Source organism: Escherichia sp. MOD1-EC5433 (genome assembly GCF_002966005.1).
Taxonomy (GTDB): domain Bacteria; phylum Pseudomonadota; class Gammaproteobacteria; order Enterobacterales; family Enterobacteriaceae; genus Escherichia; species Escherichia ruysiae.
This window is the reverse complement of the sequence record NZ_PTRL01000001.1, coordinates 286,822-306,471: the sequence shown is the minus strand read 5'-3', so window position 1 is coordinate 306,471 and position 19,650 is coordinate 286,822. Positions and strand designations below refer to the sequence as shown.

Genomic DNA, 19,650 nt, shown 5'->3' with positions numbered 1-19,650 from the left:
CCGATCTTCTGCGCATCCTCGCGACTAATGACAACCCTAACCCAGCCTGATGTGGGTAAAGCCTCTCATTAGCCGCGCGAACCTCTGCAACGGAAGATCATTCATAGCAACAATACATTAGTTTCCAGTGAATTGCTGCCGTTAGCTTGAAAAAAGGGGCCACTCAGGCCCCTTTTCTGAAACTCGCAAGAATTAGCGACGCAGACCCAGGCGCTCGATGAGCTGGGTGTAACGTGCTACATCTTTACGTTTCAGGTAGTCGAGCAGTTTACGACGCTGAGAAACCATGCGCAGCAGACCACGACGGCTGTGGTGATCTTTTTTGTGCTCTGCAAAGTGACCCTGCAGGTGGTTGATCTGTGCAGTCAGCAGTGCTACCTGAACTTCGGTAGAACCGGTGTCGTTTTCACCACGACCAAACTCAGAAACGATTTTAGCTGTTGCTTCAGTACTTAGAGACATTTTAAAACTCCAAAGTATATAGAATGAAAGGACGCCGATCTCTAATTCAGCGATCCCAGTGTACGTTACGTAAAGTGTTAAACAATTTACGTGACGTTAAGCGGCAGTATTCTACTCGTAGCGACCTGTTATCGCAAGACGGTTAACATTACGCCGGGTATTCAACCACCAGCCGACGAGGCGCGACGCGGCCTTCATCGTCAATTTCGCCCATACCGATAAACTTACCGTTCTCACCTTCCGTAACACGAACCAGTCCTTCCAGCGGCGCACCAGATGTACGAACCGGGTTACCATTTTTGAAGTAAACAGAAGACGTTAACGGAAGATTCACCACCGGATAGTCCGAAGCTGGACTGTCCATTGGCATCAATAATGGATCAAGCAATTGTGCCGCCGGAATCTCCTGCTGTTCAGCTTGCTCAACCAGTTCACGCAGATGTTCCAGAGTCACCATCCGTTCGACTGGATATTTACTTACTGCCAGACGGCGCAGGTAAATAACATGCGCGCCACAGCCGAGTTTTTCACCCAGGTCGTCAATGATGGTGCGGATATAGGTGCCTTTTGAGCAATGAATTTCCAGCTCCAGCTCATTGCCTTCATGACGAATAAACAGCAATTCATAAACGGTAATCGGACGCGCTTCGCGTGGGACTTCAATGCCCTGACGCGCGTACTCGTACAGTTTTTTGCCCTGATATTTCAGCGCCGAATACATCGAAGGGATCTGTTCGATATCGCCACGGAAAGTATCCAGTGCTGCCGCCAGTTGCTCTGCACTAAAGGTTACCGGACGCTCCTCAACGATTTGTCCGTCAGCGTCGGAAGTATCGGTACGCTGCCCAAGACGCGCAATCACCCGATAGCGTTTGTCGGAGTCCAGCAGATACTGGGAAAACTTCGTCGCTTCCCCGAGGCAAATCGGTAACATGCCGGTCGCCAGCGGGTCCAGCGCGCCGGTGTGTCCGGCACGGTTGGCGTTATAAATGCGTTTCACTTTTTGCAGCGCATCGTTGCTGGACATGCCCTGCGGTTTATCCAGCAACAAAACGCCGTTAATGTCGCGACCGCGACGACGAGGACGACTCATTAGTCCTCCTTGCTGTCGTCCGGGTTAACACGACGTTCTTCGTCATGTTTGACCACGCTGGTCACCAGGTTTGACATACGCATCCCTTCAACCAATGAGTTGTCGTAGAAGAAGGTCAGTTCCGGCACGATACGCAGACGCATCGCTTTGCCCAGCAGGCTGCGGATGAAACCAGAGGCTTCCTGCAACGCTTTGATGCCCGCTTTTACCGCATCTTCATCTTTGTCGTTGAGGAAAGTGACATACACTTTGGCATACGCCAGGTCACGAGACATTTCGACACCGGAAACGGTGGTCATCATGCCCAGACGAGGATCTTTAATTTCGCGTTGCAGGATGAGAGCGATCTCTTTTTGCATTTCCTGCGCTACGCGCTGCGGGCGACCAAATTCTTTCGCCATAATAAATTCTCCTGACAAAAAAGGGGCCATAAGCCCCTTTTTAAAATTAATTTCAGGTGGAAGGGCTGTTCACGTAGGCCTGATAAGACGCGCCAGCGTCGCATCAGGCAACGGCTGCCGGATGTGGCGCAAACGCCTTATCCGGCCTACACCCAATCAGCCTTAGGCAATCGTACGCTGAATCTCGATGATTTCGAATACTTCGATCACATCGCCAGTGCGGACGTCGTTGTAGTTCTTAACGCCGATACCACATTCCATACCGTTACGGACTTCGTTAACGTCATCTTTGAAGCGGCGCAGGGACTCCAGCTCGCCTTCGTAGATAACCACGTTGTCGCGCAGAACGCGGATCGGGTTGTGACGTTTAACCACACCTTCGGTAACCATACAACCTGCGATGGCGCCGAATTTCGGTGATTTGAACACGTCACGCACTTCTGCCAGACCGATGATCTGTTGTTTCAGTTCCGGAGACAGCATACCGCTCATCGCCGCTTTAACTTCATCAATCAGGTTATAGATGACGGAGTAGTAACGCAGATCCAGGCTTTCAGCCTCAATCACTTTACGCGCAGAGGCATCAGCACGAACGTTGAAGCCAACCAGGATAGCGTTGGATGCAGCCGCCAGGGTCGCGTCGGTTTCGGTGATACCACCTACGCCAGAACCGATGATCTTCACTTTAACTTCGTCAGTAGACAGTTTCAGCAAGGAATCGGAAATCGCTTCCACAGAACCCTGAACGTCAGCCTTCAGTACGATGTTCACTTCATGAACTTCGCCTTCGGTCATGTTGGCGAACATGTTCTCGAGTTTAGATTTCTGCTGACGCGCCAGTTTAACTTCACGGAATTTACCCTGACGGTACAGTGCAACTTCACGTGCTTTTTTCTCGTCACGAACAACGGTAACTTCGTCACCCGCAGCCGGAACGCCGGACAGGCCAAGGATTTCCACCGGAATGGACGGACCTGCTTCCAGCACTTCCTGACCCAGTTCGTTACGCATTGCACGAACACGACCGTATTCGAAGCCACACAGAACGATGTCGCCCTTGTGCAGAGTACCTTCACGTACCAGTACAGTTGCAACCGGACCACGACCTTTATCGAGGAAGGATTCGATGACCGCACCGCTCGCCATCCCGTTACGCACAGCTTTCAGTTCCAGGACTTCAGCCTGCAGCAGGATCGCATCCAGCAGTTCGTCGATACCTGTACCCGCTTTTGCAGATACGTGTACGAATTGGCTTTCACCGCCCCACTCTTCCGGCAGAATGCCGTACTGGGACAGTTCGTTTTTAACGCGATCTGGATCGGCTTCTGGCTTATCGATTTTGTTCACAGCAACCACAACCGGCACACCCGCCGCTTTCGCGTGCTGGATTGCTTCAATGGTCTGCGGCATTACGCCGTCATCTGCAGCGACAACCAGAACTACGATATCCGTTGCCTGCGCACCACGTGCACGCATTGAAGTAAACGCGGCGTGCCCTGGGGTGTCCAGGAAGGTGATCATGCCGTTTTCAGTTTCAACGTGGTATGCACCGATGTGCTGGGTAATGCCGCCTGCTTCGCCAGAGGCCACTTTCGTTGAACGAATGTAGTCCAGCAGAGAAGTTTTACCGTGGTCAACGTGACCCATGATGGTCACGACCGGTGCACGCGGTTCAGCCGCAGCGCCAGTATCACGGTCGCTCATTACCGCCTCTTCCAGTTCGTTTTCACGACGCAGGATAACTTTGTGGCCCATCTCTTCGGCAACCAGCTGTGCGGTTTCCTGGTCGATGACCTGGTTGATGGTTGCCATTGCACCCAGTTTCATCATCGCTTTGATGACCTGAGAGCCTTTAACCGCCATCTTGTTAGCCAGTTCGCCAACGGTGATGGTTTCACCGATCACCACGTCACGGTTAACGGCCTGAGCTGGCTTCTGGAAGCCCTGCTGCAGTGAAGAACCTTTGCGTTTTCCGCCTTTACCGCCACGAACCGCTGCACGCGCTTCTTCACGATCGGCTTTAGATTCTGAATGTTTGTTGCCTTTCTTCGGACGAGCGGCTTTCGCGTTACGACCACGGCCACGACCGCCTTCGACTTCACGATCGCTTTCGTCTTCTGCCTGGCGAGCATGTTGAGAGGTTGTAACGTGATAATCGCTGGAATCTTCGGTCGGTTCCGCGCTATCAGTCCATTTGTTTTCTTCCGCCATACGACGTGCTTCTTCAGCAACGCGACGTGCTTCTTCTTCGAGTTTACGACGCGCTTCTTCTTCAGCTTTACGCTTGAGCTCTGCAGCTTCCTGCTCACGGCGGGCTTTTTCAGCCTGGGCGTTTTTAGTCATATCGTCTTGTTGATTGCTCACTTTGTCTTTTTCCGCAGCTTCACGTTTCGCTTGTTCAGCGGCTTCACGTTTAGCTTGTTCTGCGGCCTCACGTTCAGCTTTTTGTTGCGCCTCGCGTTTGGCCAATTCTTCTGCCTCACGACGGGCTTGCTCTTCCGCTTCACGCTGCGCTTGCTCTTCCGCTGCAAGGCGTTCAGCCTCTTGCGGATCGCGTTTCACAAAGGTGCGTTTCTTGCGGACTTCGATTTGTACCGATTTGCTTTTTCCACCGGTACCAGGAATGTTAAGGGTGCTACGTGTTTTACGTTGCAGCGTTAATTTGTCCGGTCCTGAATTTTTCTGATTCAGGTGGTCAATTAAAGTCTGTTTCTCTTGTGCAGTCACAGAGTCGTCAGCAGACTTCCGGATACCTGCATCAGCAAATTGCTGTACCAGGCGTTCCACGGAGGTCTGTCGCTCTGCGGCCAGCGTTTTAATCGTTACATCTGTCATGCTGTTCCTTCCTGCTACAGTTTATTACGCTTCGTCACCGAACCAGCAAATATTACGGGCAGCCATAATCAGTGCTCCGGCTTTTTCGTCGGTCAACCCTTCGATATCAGCCAGATCATCAATGCCCTGTTCGGCGAGATCTTCCAGCGTACAAACGCCACGGGCGGCCAGTTTGAATGCCAAATCACGATCCATCCCTTCAAGGTTCAGCAGATCGTCAGCCGGTTTGTTATCACCGAGGCTTTCTTCCTGGGCCTGTGCAATGGTGGCCAGTGCATTTTTAGCACGCTCGCGCAGTGCTTCAACAGTCGGCTCATCAAGGCCTTCAATTTCCAACAGCTCTTTCATCGGCACATAGGCCAGTTCTTCCAGCGTCGAGAAGCCTTCTTCTACCAGGACAGTGGCAAAGTCTTCGTCAATGTCGAGATAACGGGTGAAGGTATCGATCGCTGCGTGTGCTTCCGCCTGATGTTTAGCCTGCAGGTCGTCAACGGTCATTACGTTGAGTTCCCAACCACTCAGCTGCGAAGCCAGACGCACGTTCTGACCGTTACGGCCAATTGCTTGCGCCAGATTACCAGCTTCAACGGCGATATCCATGGTGTGTTTATCTTCATCCACCACGATAGAAGCAACGTCTGCCGGTGCCATCGCGTTGATCACGAACTGCGCCGGGTTATCATCCCACAGGACGATATCGATACGCTCGCCGCCGAGCTCGGTGGAAACTGCCTGAACACGGGCACCGCGCATACCGACACAAGCACCTACCGGATCGATACGTTTATCGTTGGTTTTCACCGCGATTTTCGCACGAGAGCCCGGATCGCGAGCTGCAGCTTTAATTTCAATCACTTCTTCGCCGATTTCCGGCACTTCAATGCGGAACAGTTCGATCAGCATTTCCGGCTTGGAACGGGTTACGAACAGCTGCGCGCCACGCGCTTCCGGGCGAACGGAATAAAGTACGCCACGAACGCGGTCGCCCGGGCGGAAGTTTTCACGCGGCAGCATGTCTTCACGCAGGATGACAGCTTCAGCATTGTTACCCAGATCCAGAGAGATATTATCGCGGTTTACTTTTTTCACCACGCCGGTGATGATTTCACCTTCGTGTTCACGGAACTGATCAACAACCATCGCGCGTTCGGCTTCACGAACTTTCTGCACGATAACCTGTTTTGCCGTCTGGGTCGTAATGCGGTCAAAGGTGACAGACTCAATCTGATCTTCAACGTAATCGCCCAGGTTCAGGCTTTCATCTTCAAAACGCGCAGCTTCAAGGGTGATTTCTTTGGTCGGCTGAGTGACTTCATCAACAATCAGCCAGCGACGGAAGGTGTCAAAATCACCGCTTTTGCGATCGATCTGTACGCGGACGTCGATCTCTTGTTCATATTTTTTCTTGGTTGCTGTAGCCAATGCGCTTTCCAACGCTTCGAAAATTTTCTCGCGAGGCAGCGCCTTTTCATTGGAGACGGCTTCAACTACAGCCAAAATTTCTTTGTTCATCGCGGGGTTTTCACCTCATCCAGACTATTAAAAGTGGGGAACCAGGTTCGCCTTCTGGATATTACTCAGCGCGAACACTTCATCTTTACCTTCGACGGTAACTGTGATCATTTCACCGTCTACCGCTTTGATAACGCCCTGCCATTTACGACGGTTTTGTACCGCCATACGGAGAACCAGAGTCACCTCTTCTCCGACGAAACGGGCGTAGTGTTCAGCCGTGAACAGTGGGCGATCGAGACCCGGTGAGGAGACTTCCAGGTTATAAGCAACGGTGATGGGATCTTCAACATCCAACACGGCACTTACCTGGTGGCTCACATCAGCACAATCATCAACATTGATGCCATCTTCACTATCAATATAGATGCGCAGTGTGGATGTGCGACCGCGAATAAACTCGATGCCAACCAGTTCAAAACCCAGGGCCTCAACTGGCGCAGTAATCATCTCTGTTAATTTTTGCTCTAATGTGGACAAGCCCACCCCCAAGACATAAAAAAAGGGCCTAAAGCCCAGTTATTCTGTAGTCAGATAACAAAAAACCCCGATAAATCGGGGCTTTATATAACTGAACCCTATAACCGCAAATGCGGTCTGGAGCACTTTCCAGAAGGATTTTTTCAAATCCCACTACGAAGGCCGAAGTCTTCACAGTATATTTGAAAAAGAACTCTAAGGGAAAGTGGTTGCGGGGGCCGGATTTGAACCGACGACCTTCGGGTTATGAGCCCGACGAGCTACCAGGCTGCTCCACCCCGCGCCTGAAACGTGGCAAATTCTACTCGTTTTGAGTAAAAAATGCAAATACTGCTGGGATTTGGTGTACCGAGACGGGACGTAAAATCTGCGGTCATTATAGTGATCCACGCCACATTTTGTCAACATTTATTGCTACTCACGTGAATGGATATCCAGTTCACTTTCATTGATTGAATAATTTCTACCTCACCTTACTTCTCTTAAACGCATTATTTTACAAAAAACGCACTAAACTCTTCCGGTCTCCGATAAAAGATGATTAAATGAAAACTCATTTATTTTGCATAAAAATTCAGTGAGAGCGGAAATCCAGGCTCATCATCAGTTAATCAAGCAGGGTGTTATTTTATGACGACGATTCTCAAGCATCTCCCGGTAGGTCAACGTATTGGCATCGCTTTTTCTGGCGGTCTGGACACCAGTGCCGCACTGCTGTGGATGCGACAAAAGGGAGCTGTCCCTTATGCATATACTGCAAATTTGGGTCAGCCAGACGAAGAGGATTATGATGCGATCCCTCGTCGTGCTATGGAATACGGCGCGGAGAACGCTCGTCTAATCGACTGCCGCAAACAACTGGTGGCCGAAGGCATTGCCGCTATTCAGTGTGGTGCTTTCCATAACACCACTGGCGGCCTGACCTATTTTAACACCACGCCGCTGGGTCGCGCCGTGACTGGCACCATGCTGGTTGCTGCCATGAAAGAAGACGGCGTTAACATCTGGGGTGATGGCAGCACCTATAAAGGAAACGATATCGAACGTTTCTATCGTTACGGCCTGCTGACCAACGCGGAACTGCAAATTTACAAACCGTGGCTTGATACTGACTTTATTGATGAGTTAGGCGGTCGTCATGAAATGTCTGAATTTATGATTGCCTGCGGTTTCGACTACAAAATGTCCGTCGAGAAAGCCTACTCCACCGACTCCAACATGCTTGGTGCCACGCACGAAGCGAAAGATCTGGAATATCTCAATTCCAGCGTCAAAATCGTCAACCCGATTATGGGTGTGAAATTCTGGGATGAGAGTGTGAAGATCCCGGCAGAAGAAGTCACGGTACGTTTCGAACAGGGTCATCCGGTGGCGCTGAATGGCAAAACCTTTAGCGATGATGTGGAAATGATGCTGGAAGCCAACCGCATCGGCGGTCGTCACGGCCTGGGCATGAGCGACCAAATCGAAAACCGTATCATCGAAGCGAAAAGCCGTGGTATCTACGAAGCTCCGGGGATGGCGCTGTTGCATATCGCTTATGAACGTCTGCTGACAGGTATTCACAACGAAGACACCATCGAGCAGTATCACGCGCATGGTCGTCAGTTGGGTCGTCTGTTGTACCAGGGACGTTGGTTCGATTCCCAGGCATTGATGCTACGTGACTCTCTGCAACGCTGGGTTGCCAGCCAGATTACAGGTGAAGTTACCCTGGAGCTGCGTCGCGGGAATGATTACTCCATCCTTAATACCGTCTCTGACAATCTGACTTACAAACCAGAACGTCTGACGATGGAAAAAGGTGACTCGGTGTTCTCGCCAGATGATCGTATTGGTCAACTGACCATGCGCAACCTGGATATCACCGATACTCGCGAGAAACTTTTCGGTTATGCCAAAACGGGTCTGCTCTCATCTTCTGCAGCTTCAGGCGTACCGCAGGTTGAGAATCTGGAAAACAAAGGCCAGTAATTCGACGTTAACCCTGCCCATCAAGGGCGGGGTTATCTGGATTTCCTCTGTAAAATCTTTTCTTATAATGCCATGCGCATTATGCAAAGATGAAAGATGAGATAAACAATGAGATTGAAAATAGGGAAGGCGACTCGCAATAAATCTTATAGTCGCCTTCATATGAGTAAAATATTCTCTTTATCGATTTCACCGATGACATTATTACGTCATCCTGTGTCAGGAACCGATCTTCGCACTTATAGCTGACGCTGCTCCAGACTGCTATATATTGCCTTTATTTCATTTTTTACGCCTTCGCCACGGTACACCAAAGACGTATCGTATCGTTGATATTTATCTTCCCGCGCGGCACTGAACCAGTTAAAAGATCCGACGCACAGCAGCTCTTCATCCTCAATCACAATTTTGCTGTGGACACGATTAACCAATTTCGTAGCGATACCCATATTATTGAGCTTTTCAACAGCATCATTCAGCAGATGTCGTTTCTCCTGACGCTTACCATCATCGACATGCGCTATATTGCAGTTTTTATCCGTCACCACGGTAATATCAATGCCCCGGGAACGGGCCAGAGCCATTGACGCCAGAAACCCGGTTTGCTCCACTTTTTGCCAGGATAACCAGGGAGAAATGATCGTTATTTTCTTTTGAGCCCCGGCAAGAGCCTTATTCAAAAATGCATCATGCTGCTCCACACCATGCAGCGTTGAAATTTGTGCATTTGCGGAACTTAAATCTTGTCGTTTCTGAAACTCAAATTGCAACGCATTGTTGTCTGAAGCAAACAGATATGTAGCCAGTAATCCTCGCGGCGAGGAAGCCGGCTGCATCTCAATAAGGTCCATATCCCCAAAAACCAGAAAACTATCTTTCGCACGCGAGACTGCGACATTGAGGATGCTGCTATTGCTATCAATAAACCGCCCATCCTCATGTTTTGAATAGACCGTAGAGAAAAGAACTATCGCCCTCTCCGCCCCCTGCAAGGAATGCACAGTTCCCACGGTCAGCGAATCATCTTCGTCACTGCAATTAATCTCCAGCTTACGCAATGACGTCTTGATGGCATTAACCTGTGCCGAAAATGGCGTCACAATGACAACGACTTTATACAACGGTTTGTAGTGGTCAACAAAAACTGGCCACCGAGTTAGAGTTTTCCAGTATCGATTTTCCGATTCGTTTGGGGGTAACCCACCGTTATATTCGTGCGGTCTTAGTGCGCTGTAATATCCAACGATATAGTCCGTTATGGCGTGAGCTGCCTCGCTGAAGCTTACGTAACCCACCACCGGCATCCATTCGTTCTTCAGACTCCTGAAGAAGCGTTCCATTGGGCTGTTATCCCAGCAGTTTCCGCGCCGGCTCATACTCTGCCTGATCCGGTATCGCCACAGTAACTGCCGGAACTGCCTGCTCGTATAATGACTGCCACTGTATAGTTCTGGTCAACAACCAGTTGAGCGGATTCGCATTTGAATTCAGGACTAAAATTTCTTCTTTTCATTTGTGCACCTGTGTTGTTCTGAGGTGAGCATATCACCTCTTTTCAGGTGGCCAAATTCAGTAAACCACTTCAAATCCTCTATCCCTGTAACATATTGCTCGAATCCTCAGCACAAACCATTCAGATCCCGCCACAACAAACATCCGCTCTTTAAGTGCTTATTGATCGTTTTAATCTATGTCTGTAATCGTTATGATTAGAAAACTTGCTCCAGTGTCGTTTTTGAGAGCTGTCGTGTAATTAGCCGCAACCGCAATAGTCCCCAAAGGTTATTACGCGAAAAATTTATTGAATTATAAAGAATGATGGAGAGACAACTATGTCATTACTTGAATATATCAGTGATGAAGATCTTTTTAACGAAGTTGAAACCTTATTAACGAAAGCTAAAAAGAAAAAAGACGCTGCTGAGAAGACTTTTACCAGCAATGTTATTGACCCTTTTGGCGCACTTTTTGAAGCTCCGGGGTTCTCATCCCATGAAGAGTGGCGAAACTCCGAACTAGCACGACAACAGCAGAAAACCATTCAAAATCATGTTGGTACTTTTCACCAAAAAATCCTCGGCCATGTTGAAGGATGGCGGGATATGGGTATTGGTGGCATCGTTGATCTTCTCAACGAAGAAAGAAAAATCATCGCTGAGGTGAAAAATAAATACTCAACGGTTACTGGCGGGGATTTAGCAGATAAGTATAAAGGTTTAGATGAGTTGGTATCACCGAAACATAGCCGATTTAAGGATTACTGCGCGTACTTTGTTAATATAATCCCTCGTAAACCTATCAGATATGACATCCCTTTTACCCCTTCCAATAAAGGTAGCGGTACTCAGTGTCCTTCGAACCCTAACATTCGAATCATTGATGGTGCGAGTTTCTATGAGCTTGTCACTGGCAGACCAGATGCTCTGCAAGAACTCCATAGTGCTCTTCCTCACGCAATTGAGTATATTTTGAGCGAACGTTTTGGGCAGCAAGGCTTTTCCATCCCTGATAAAGATAGTTTTATTAAGTATTTTGGGCTCGCTTACGGCTAATAACCATGATCAACGTTTGACAAAGTACATGTAAACCCATACAGTAGTAACCATGACTAATGTTGGCATGGTTACTAAATATGTTAAAGGAAGAGTTTTCACTTTCAGAAGTTGCAGACATTTTGGGCGTTTCAAAAGAAACTTTAAGGCGTTGGGATACTGCTGGAAAATTAGTTTCTCAAAGAAATGACGAAAACAACTATCGATTTTATAAAAAAGAGCAACTTAAAAATTTTGAACAAGCTCAGTTTTTATTTAAAAGCCAGTGGTCTGATGAGACTAAAATAAGCAATAATGTTTATACTGTATTAGAGTTATTTGCTGGCGCAGGGGGGATGGCTTTAGGTTTAGAAAAAGCCGGTTTAAAATCTGTTTTACTAAATGAAATTGACTCCCATGCTTGTAAGACGTTACGAAAAAATAGGCCTGAATGGAATGTGGTTGAAGGTGATGTGAGCCAAGTAGACTTCACACCTTATAGGAATACCGTTGATGTGCTGGCTGGTGGCTTTCCTTGCCAGGCATTCTCTTATGCAGGCAAAAAACTTGGTTTTGAAGATACACGGGGCACCCTTTTCTTTGAATTCGCCCGAGCCGCTAAAGAAATCAATCCGAAAGTTCTTTTAGCAGAGAATGTTCGAGGGTTGCTAAATCATGATGATGGACGAACTTTAGAAACAATAAAAAATATTATCACAGACTTGGGCTACACTTTATTTGAGCCGAGAGTACTTAAGGCTATTTTCTACAAAGTGCCGCAAAAACGCGAGCGTTTGATCATTGTAGCTGTAAGAAATGATCTTGCTGATGGCATCGATTATGAGTGGCCTTCTTCTTACAATAAAATATTAACCCTTAAAGATGCATTAAAAAAGGGAGAGTTGTACGATAGCGACGTGCCAGAATCTGAGGGACAAAAATATCCCAAAAGAAAAGCAGAGATCCTAAGTATGGTTCCTCCCGGTGGCTATTGGAGAGATCTTCCAGAAGATATTCAAAAAGAATACATGCTCAAGAGTTTTTACTTAGGAGGGGGCAAAACTGGTATGGCTCGTCGCTTGTCATGGGATGAACCAAGCCTAACATTAACATGTGCCCCAGCACAGAAACAAACAGAGCGTTGCCACCCAGAAGAAACAAGACCATTAACTGTGCGTGAGTATGCAAGAATACAGACCTTCCCCGATGACTGGGTATTTGAAGGCCCAATGTCAGCGAAATATAAGCAAATAGGAAATGCTGTTCCTGTTAATCTGTCATTTGCTGTTGGCAAATCTGTGGTACATCTTTTAGATAAGATAAATAAAAGATAACCATACTGGGTAGGTTTCATGGCCTACCCTTTTATTCTTACCCTATGTTGGATTCGTTAGATTTATTGCAAAATAATTCTTACGATACATCTCCCCTCTCCGCATCATTAGCAGAACGATGTACTACAGCACGTTGGTGCCTGGTTCGATAGCAATGATCCGGCACACGGAAGACATGAGGCGCTGCGGTTTACCTATTGCATCACAATGGCGATATCGATAATTCTAAAGGAAGACGCGGACAGCAGCCTCATCAGTACGGCGCAACTCCAACCGCCGGAACCATTCAACAGGAAACGATACACATCTTCGAATACAGCGACATTTGTAATCTGTTCAGGCAGCGGCATGTTGCCGAGGTATTCCAGATAGCCCCCTTTCGCTTTTATTAATAGTTTACTGTCCGTTAGTTTATAAGCTTTTACTATTATCTAACCGGGAAATACAAGCAGAGGCACTCGCCATCAATAAGTTAATGACTAGTCCTGATATAAGTTGACACTTTTCTGTCTGTAAAACGCCTGATGAACGTCATCGGGCGTTTTGTATTTCAGAGCCAGATGTGGCCGCTCACAGTTATAAATTGTCACGGACTCTTTTACCATTTCCCGGGCCTGCATCAGGTCTGCAGGACGCGAGAGTAAAAACTCATTTTTCAGGATACCGTTTATTCGCTCAGCCAGTGCGTTCTGGTAGCAGTCATAACCATCAGTCATTGAACAGGTTATTCCGTTTTTCTCATGGACTGACTGATAAAGAGCTGAACAGTATTGCAACCCTCTGTCAGAGTGATGTACCAGAGGACCTGTCGTTTTTCTTCGCCTCAGAGCCTGTCTGAACGCTTTTACCACATTTTCTGTCTGCAGATTTTCCCCGACATGGTAACCCATGATTTTTCTGGAGCAGGCATCAGTGACCAGACTCAGATAAGCCATGCCGCTGAGCAGGGGAAGGTAAGTAATGTCGGCAACCCAGACCTGCTCTGGCACAAGGGCGGTAACCTGCTCCGGGTCGTGTTTCAGCAGATTGGGATGCCGGTAAAAGCGGTGATGGCTGTTGGTGGTTTTGTGATATGCCCGTTTTACTGGCACCAGGAGCCGGTATTCATCCAGCAGGTTAAACAGGCGGTCTCGTCCGATATTCAGCCTTTTATCGGCCTGAGTATTCAGCAGATAGTGCAGTTTACGCGCACCGATTCGAGGCTGACGACATCTGATACGGGCAACAAAATCAAGAACCTGAGCATGATGTTCCTGGCGTTTTCTGCGCCTTGCGTTGTCCTGATACCATGCCTGTCTGCTGTGCCCCAGGAACTGACATGCACGCGTAACAGTTATTTTTGGGGCCGAACTTTGCGCGAGGACTTGCCGGGCCGCTTTTTTACGATACTCACCCCGTAATCATTTTTCAGGACATTGATAACCGACTCAAAAAACTCAGCTTTCTGGTTCGCCAGCTCAAGCTGCTCTTCAAGTTCCCTGATTCTTTGCTCGGGTGTGAGCGGGATAGTTGTCTGAGTCACAGGCAGTTTCCTCTTCACCAGATCAGGAAGTCCGGGACTCCAGTCAAGCTGGCCATATTTACGCAACCAGACAAGAACGGTGGAGCGCCCCTGAATGCCATACCGCTGCTGGGCCTGTTTATAGGTCATCTCGCCTTTTTCAACCTGCTCAACAACAGCTATTTTAAAGGATAGAGGATAATCACGTTGGGTGCGTTTGAACTCAGTCATCATCACGTTCTCCGGATTTAAGTCTGGAACGTGTCAACACTATTCAGGACGGGTCATAGACACAAAAAAAGCCGCCCTTGAGCGACTTGATGTGCATACGATGTGGTGCGAAGGCCGCACAGCTCTTTCAAACATAATTCATTGAAATTAATGTGATTTATTAACCCAAAAATCACTTTGTATACTCAGCGCGATTCTCTGAGAAATCAACAACCTGAATAATCAGTCGGTACTTTAACGCTTCACAATGTTTATCGGAATTTCAAGTAAAGACAAATGCTGCATATCAAGTATTCAGGATGGATAACGCTAAGCTCCTAAACCTGGAGTAAGCCTCATCCCATGTGATCTTTCGCTCTCCATACACCATTGGAGAAACAAACTGCTGATAGCGCATCTGGTAGAGAGGATTGTTCGCCAACTCATCCAGTCCCATTTTTAACTCATCAACTGGACACGCGCAAAACTGCGGGTACTGGTTGCCGTAACGCTGAATGTCCTGCTCAATAGTTTGTTGAACAAAATCAACGAGCAGACTCATATCAACATGACTCGTCTCAACAATACAGTTTGTATCGTAGATATGACGTACCAGCGATGCATCATCAAATCGCTCAACATCTCGCACAACTGCCGCAGTACGACGTAACATCGCCACCAGCTTTTCAGCCTGTGTGCTAATGATAGTTGCGCATGGAAACGCTGAAACAATAGCCGCTTTTCCCGTGATCCCTGTTACCAGTGAATGAATATCCCGTAATTCAGAAGGCTCCAGTAACTTCGCTTCCATCAGTTCCAGTCGGATAAAAGGACGCAAACAAGGTGCCTGCACCACTCGCTGTGGATAACGAACAGGTATGTCATTATAGCGATATTCATCCCGCGTCACTTTTGGGTAATCATCATCAAAATTGAACACACCCGATGAAGCTATTGCACTGGAAACTGCCTGAAAAATTTCTTTACGGGTATTTTTTCGCTGAGTGCGGGAAAGTGTCTGAAATGCATCCTTAGGCACCAGTTTGATATCCACATCTTCCGACATGCGATTAAGTGCGACACCTGATTTTGCCAGAGCTGTTCCTCCGGCAAACACCAATTGATGAGTATCGAACACCAGAGGTTTAAGTAATTGCAAAAGCTCAACGATATAGTGATCTTTTTCCACAATTGCGACAGACTCAATACCAAGCGCGTCAGCCACTTCAGAAAAAAGAGTGGTTAAATCATCCATTTAATCTGCTGTTCCCTACAGATAATACGCGTTTAAAACGCCGGGGGGTTTTTATCTCCGGTGAAGCTGGGATCTGCGTAGAAGTACCGCTGTTGTATGCCTGCGTTGCACCAGCAAAACGATAGCGTACTTTCAGGCGTTCCAGCGTTTCGACAATCACCGCTGAAGAGCCTCCGGGAGCCGCTGGCATTACCTTACCTGTAATACTGTTCCGCCGTGCTTTGGTATATACGCCATAACCAACCTTCAACAGTTGCCCTTCCCTGACAAGATCGCGCAATACCCGACCAACCTGATCGTAGCCTGCAATATCTTTAAAGTCGTCACGAGTAAATACGTAACGTTTAGAACGTTTCAGTCGTGACTGAATGCGTGCTTTTATCGTCATATTCGCCTCCTGAGTCATTGCATAAAGAGTAGCAAAAATACGACATTTTAGATAGCAAACATACGACATTCATTTTGCTGATAACGCTGACGGATAGTGCTTCGCCACAATGTCATTCATCTTATCCACCAGATCCAAACGTTTGAAAGTGATATGCCCACTGCCTTTCTGGTAATAGCGGATGACAAATAAATCGTCATCAAATACCTGCTCATGCGGGTGAGCACTAACGAAGTCCATAAACCGAATCGCAACATCATGCCGGTTATCGGGAATGGTCTTCCCATCCAGCAGGTATAACATCCGTTCCAGATCGGCGAGTTGATCTCCTCGCCAGCCCCAGTTCAGGCTGTAGCCCCATCTGTCATGCTTCACCAGATTGTTAACGATAATCTTCTTACCGAAATAACAGGGATTATTGGTTTTGTAATCCCAGCTCAATCCCTTAAATACATTGATAATCCCACGTCCGAAAACGTCCTGCTTGTTGTTGTGGAGTTGTTCAAAGGTACTCAGGATGTTGGCTTCGCTAATCGCCGGAAGATCGCCCTCCTCCAGATTCTTCGCCCACTGACTGCGGGCTTCGGCATCCATCAGAGTCAACATCCCGGACTTCAGCATGAGATCGCGCCAGATGCTGCGATCGATATTGCGGGTGATGTGGGTTGAGTCAGGTTGACTTCAGTTGAGGAGAAAAGCTGGAAAAGCCTTGTGTAGCGCGGGTTTCAGGCATAAAAAAAGACCTCAGTTGAGGTCTATTTACATACTTTTGGTGCGAAGGCCGGACTCAAACATCAAAATAAGTTAATGATAAAAAACAAATAATAAAATACAACAATGAAATATGCCCCCTTTTGTGCCCCCACTGTTTTTCTGACCAATCTATTTTCAGCCATCAATAAATCGGAAAGTTAAATCATTTTTAATCAGTAAGTTTGGATCCGTAGCTCGGATCCAAACCAGTGCATCTTTTATCCACATAAAAAATTTTTTTTCGAAAGAACTGTTCACACTGTTCACCTTTCTGTTTTCTCCTTTTATTTCAGAGTGATAGGTGGTGAATAATGGGTGAAGGGTGAACATTCGATTCTTCACCTCCGGCATTCTGCCGATGTGACTTGTGCAGGGGATTAATCCTCCGTACTGAAATCACACAGGGAGAAAAAAGTTTTTTTTTGATTTGATTGTTCACACTGTTCACCTTTCATTTTTCTCTTTTAATTTCAGTGTGATAACGGGTGAATATACGGTGAAGGGTGAACAGTGGATTGTTCACCTTCGGGGAATTCAGGGATAAAAAAAGACCGGCAGATGCCGGTCAGGTGGGTCAGGCTGTCGCAGGGTCGTCACATTTTGGCAGCCAGTCGCCGTAGCTTTCCTCTTTCAGCGTCAGGTTGGTCTGTATCCCCTGTTTGGTATGGCGCTTCTCGTAATTCAGTCCGTATTCCGCCAGCATCACCGGCAGCCCCAGCCCGAACATTTTCAGACTGAGTACATTCCGGTAGCCGTTTGCCTCCATGTAGGCCAGATAGGCGTGATAGAGGTATTTACGGTAATTGCGCGGGATGATACTGGCGTTCCCCATATACATGCCGCTGGTCTGCGGCAGGGTTTCCAGATAGCCGATAAAATCAAACGTCGGGTCGGCATCCCGTTTGATGTTCAGTGCCTCGTCTGAGTTCTGCTGGGACTGAAGCAGTGACCGGGCGAGCATCGGGTCGCTGAACTTCTGCATCAGGTGACGCACGATGACCGCCAGCTCGCGGGTGATTTTGTCCTTAAGCTGCGGGTCGCGCTCCTGCGGGGCTATCTGTTCCGGGAAGTGAATAATCACCCGCCGGCGTGACACGCCGCCGCTGCGGTCGGTGAAGCGCATCGGGTTGTTGTTCACGGCCAGAATCACCGCCGGGATATGCGTGGAGTACGCATCCCGGTATTTCGGGTCAACGGACACTGCATCGCCGCCGGTGATGGCCTTGAGTCCGGCTCCGTCGCCGCTCCATTTTTCCTGGTCCGGCAGGCGTATCAGTGAGAAGCCAGTTAACGCGGCACGTTCACGCGGGGATTCCAGCGTCTCGATGGTGGCCGACGTGGCGTTATCCTCCCCGGCCAGCAGGGTGGCGATTTCGGCCATGATACTTTTGCCGCTGCCGCCGGGACCGGTCACCTCCAGAAAGAGCTGCCAGTCGTAGCGGTTTGCCAGCACCATAAACAGTGCGGCCAGAATCACGTCGCGTTTTTCCGCACGACCACCGGCGGCACGGTCAAGCCAGCGCCAGAACGCGGGAGCGTGGGTTTCCAGCGTTTCCCCTTCCACCGGCGGGGTGAAATCCACATCGCACAGGGTACGCATCCAGTGGGACGGACTGTGCGGGTGGAACGTGCCGTTCTGCGTGTCGAGCACGCCGTTACGAAAGCCAATCAGGCGGCGGGAGGGGGCTTCCTGCTGCGGAATAATCAGCTTCAGGGTGTCCACCACGGAGGCCACCTTCCCGGAGGAGAACGGCGCGCGCAGACGCTGAAACAGCCCGGCCACATCCCGGGCAAAGTCCTGTGGCGGCAGCACCTTCCAGACACCATTTTCATAACGGGACAGAAGCTGGCCGTTGGCATCAACCGCGAGCGCCTCGCCGTAATGCTCATAGATACGCATGGCCTTTTCGCTGGTACTCATGGCGGAAAACTCCGCTTCGCTCATGGTGTCGAACGGGCTTTCAGCCGGTGGCCGGATGGCATCATAAATGGCCTTACGGGTGGCTTCCCCGCCGTACTGCGTGAAGGCATCATTCCAGTCACCGAAGACCGGCGGCAGGGCAACAACACCTTCACACGCATCTGCGGCTGCGGCGGCCTTTTTCTGGCCGTCACCGCTGAGGTCACGGTCAGCAGCAAGGACAATCTGACAGGCCGGATGCTTCTGCCGGGCAAGGCTGGCCAGAGAAAGGAGATTCACGGAAGAAAGCGCCACCATCACCGTTTCACCGGTCAGGTGATGCACGGTAAGTGCGGTCGCGTATCCCTCCGCTATCCACAGACGTTTTCCGGCCTGATTCTGTCCTTCAAGGGTGTGACAGGTGCCCCTGACCTGTCCGCCTTTCAGGGTGCGCTTACGGCCGTCAGCACTGATTAACTGAAGGTTAACCAGTTCGCCGCTGTCGTCATACAGTGGCACCACAAGGTCACCGGCACGCCAGCTCACGCCACCGGCTCTGTGTGTGCCGGTCAGCATCCGGCATTCCCGGCCGGGAAAGCCCTTGCGGGTCAGGTAGGCGTTACCGGTTCCGGGACGGGTTTTCGCCATCAGGGTTTGTGCCAGTGCGGCGGCGTTCTTCCGGGCAGCGTCTGTTTCAGCACCGGCGGCAGCCGTCACTGCCGGGTCAGCCGGGGGCAGGCTGCCGGTCACGGCAGCCACCTTTGCGGCCGCGTCGGACGGGGAAACACCAAACACCTTTTCAACCAGTTTCAGGCCGTCACCGGCACCACACTGATTGCAGTACCAGGTGCCGCGCCCCTCCCTGTCATCAAAACGGAAGCGGTCACTCCCGCCACAGACCGGACAGGGCTGATGGCGGTTTTTCAGCACCTGAATCCCCAGCGCCGGGAGAATACGCGGCCAGTGGCCGAGCGCATGGCTGACGGTGGCGGTTACGTTCATTTTCATGGTGTTGTTCTCC

14 protein-coding genes, 1 tRNA gene and 3 pseudogenes are annotated in these 19,650 nt (G+C 49.3%); 3 read left to right on the top strand and 15 right to left on the bottom strand.

Going from position 1 to position 19,650, the window contains the following annotated elements:
* Window positions 1-192: 192 nt before the first annotated feature.
* From rpsO to C3D30_RS01555, 7 genes are all read right to left on the bottom strand, one after another.
* The gene (gene rpsO, locus C3D30_RS01585; RefSeq protein WP_000059470.1) at window positions 193-462 is read right to left on the bottom strand and encodes a 30S ribosomal protein S15; all 270 of its coding nucleotides are present in this window, start codon (window positions 460-462) and stop codon (window positions 193-195) included.
* 148 nt (window positions 463-610) lie between these two features.
* Window positions 611-1,555, bottom strand: coding sequence for a tRNA pseudouridine(55) synthase TruB (gene truB / locus C3D30_RS01580; protein ID WP_000089704.1), 945 nt, complete (start codon window positions 1,553-1,555; stop codon window positions 611-613).
* Window positions 1,555-1,956 carry a 30S ribosome-binding factor RbfA gene (gene rbfA / locus C3D30_RS01575; RefSeq protein WP_001040205.1) on the bottom strand — a complete coding sequence of 134 codons (402 nt, stop codon included), beginning with the start codon at window positions 1,954-1,956 and terminating at the stop codon, window positions 1,555-1,557. The genes truB and rbfA overlap by 1 nt, the downstream gene beginning before the upstream one ends.
* 162 nt (window positions 1,957-2,118) lie before the next feature.
* The gene (gene infB / locus C3D30_RS01570; RefSeq protein ID WP_000133059.1) at window positions 2,119-4,791 is read right to left on the bottom strand and encodes a translation initiation factor IF-2; all 2,673 of its coding nucleotides are present in this window, start codon (window positions 4,789-4,791) and stop codon (window positions 2,119-2,121) included.
* Window positions 4,792-4,815: 24 nt separating this feature from the next.
* A complete protein-coding gene (gene nusA, locus C3D30_RS01565) occupies window positions 4,816-6,303 on the bottom strand; it encodes a transcription termination factor NusA (protein WP_001031044.1) in 1,488 nt (495 codons plus the stop codon).
* A 27-nt stretch (window positions 6,304-6,330) separates the two neighbouring features.
* On the bottom strand, window positions 6,331-6,783 hold the full coding sequence (rimP, locus tag C3D30_RS01560; protein ID WP_001300397.1) for a ribosome maturation factor RimP: 453 nt from the start codon (window positions 6,781-6,783) through the stop codon (window positions 6,331-6,333).
* 206 nt (window positions 6,784-6,989) lie between these two features.
* Window positions 6,990-7,066 (bottom strand) — tRNA-Met (locus C3D30_RS01555).
* Window positions 7,067-7,413: 347 nt separating this feature from the next.
* Between C3D30_RS01555 and argG the strand changes: the two genes are divergently transcribed.
* Window positions 7,414-8,757 carry an argininosuccinate synthase gene (gene argG / locus C3D30_RS01550; RefSeq protein ID WP_000207675.1) on the top strand — a complete coding sequence of 448 codons (1,344 nt, stop codon included), beginning with the start codon at window positions 7,414-7,416 and terminating at the stop codon, window positions 8,755-8,757.
* 239 nt (window positions 8,758-8,996) lie between these two features.
* On the opposite strand, the gene C3D30_RS01545 is transcribed toward argG, so the two are convergent.
* Window positions 8,997-9,878 (bottom strand): AAA domain-containing protein, encoded by an 882-nt coding sequence (locus C3D30_RS01545; protein WP_105285679.1) that lies wholly within the window; start codon window positions 9,876-9,878, stop codon window positions 8,997-8,999.
* A 13-nt stretch (window positions 9,879-9,891) separates the two neighbouring features.
* A pseudogene (locus C3D30_RS01540) lies at window positions 9,892-10,196 on the bottom strand (integrase core domain-containing protein); the annotation flags it as partial.
* 393 nt (window positions 10,197-10,589) lie between these two features.
* Between C3D30_RS01540 and C3D30_RS01525 the strand changes: the two are divergent.
* Together C3D30_RS01525 and dcm are read left to right on the top strand one after the other, a co-directional pair.
* The gene (locus C3D30_RS01525; protein ID WP_105285639.1) at window positions 10,590-11,309 is read left to right on the top strand and encodes an Eco47II family restriction endonuclease; all 720 of its coding nucleotides are present in this window, start codon (window positions 10,590-10,592) and stop codon (window positions 11,307-11,309) included.
* A gap of 80 nt (window positions 11,310-11,389) precedes the next feature.
* Window positions 11,390-12,622 (top strand): DNA (cytosine-5-)-methyltransferase, encoded by a 1,233-nt coding sequence (gene dcm, locus C3D30_RS01520; protein ID WP_105285640.1) that lies wholly within the window; start codon window positions 11,390-11,392, stop codon window positions 12,620-12,622.
* A gap of 91 nt (window positions 12,623-12,713) precedes the next feature.
* Here the strand turns inward: dcm and C3D30_RS20545 are convergent.
* The 6 genes and pseudogenes from C3D30_RS20545 to C3D30_RS01485 form a co-directional block, all read right to left on the bottom strand.
* A pseudogene (locus tag C3D30_RS20545) lies at window positions 12,714-12,972 on the bottom strand (endonuclease domain-containing protein); the annotation flags it as partial.
* A 129-nt stretch (window positions 12,973-13,101) separates the two neighbouring features.
* Window positions 13,102-14,357 (bottom strand): IS3 family transposase gene (locus tag C3D30_RS01510; RefSeq protein ID WP_105285641.1). Its coding sequence is split into 2 segments (ribosomal slippage): window positions 13,102-14,006 and window positions 14,006-14,357, totalling 1,257 coding nucleotides; the frame shifts between segments, so codons are not numbered across the junction.
* Between the two features lie 283 nt (window positions 14,358-14,640).
* Window positions 14,641-15,588: a nucleotidyl transferase AbiEii/AbiGii toxin family protein gene (locus tag C3D30_RS01505; RefSeq protein ID WP_105285642.1), complete on the bottom strand. Its 948-nt coding sequence runs from the start codon at window positions 15,586-15,588 to the stop codon at window positions 14,641-14,643.
* Complete coding sequence (locus C3D30_RS01500) at window positions 15,581-15,976, bottom strand: DUF6088 family protein (protein WP_000152740.1); 396 nt, start codon at window positions 15,974-15,976, stop codon at window positions 15,581-15,583. The genes C3D30_RS01505 and C3D30_RS01500 overlap by 8 nt, the downstream gene beginning before the upstream one ends.
* Window positions 15,977-16,045: 69 nt before the next feature.
* Window positions 16,046-16,636 (bottom strand): annotated as a pseudogene (locus C3D30_RS01495) (DUF4942 domain-containing protein); the annotation flags it as partial.
* Between the two features lie 667 nt (window positions 16,637-17,303).
* Window positions 17,304-19,637, bottom strand: coding sequence for a primase-helicase zinc-binding domain-containing protein (locus C3D30_RS01485; protein WP_105286364.1), 2,334 nt, complete (start codon window positions 19,635-19,637; stop codon window positions 17,304-17,306).
* Window positions 19,638-19,650 lie beyond the last annotated feature (13 nt).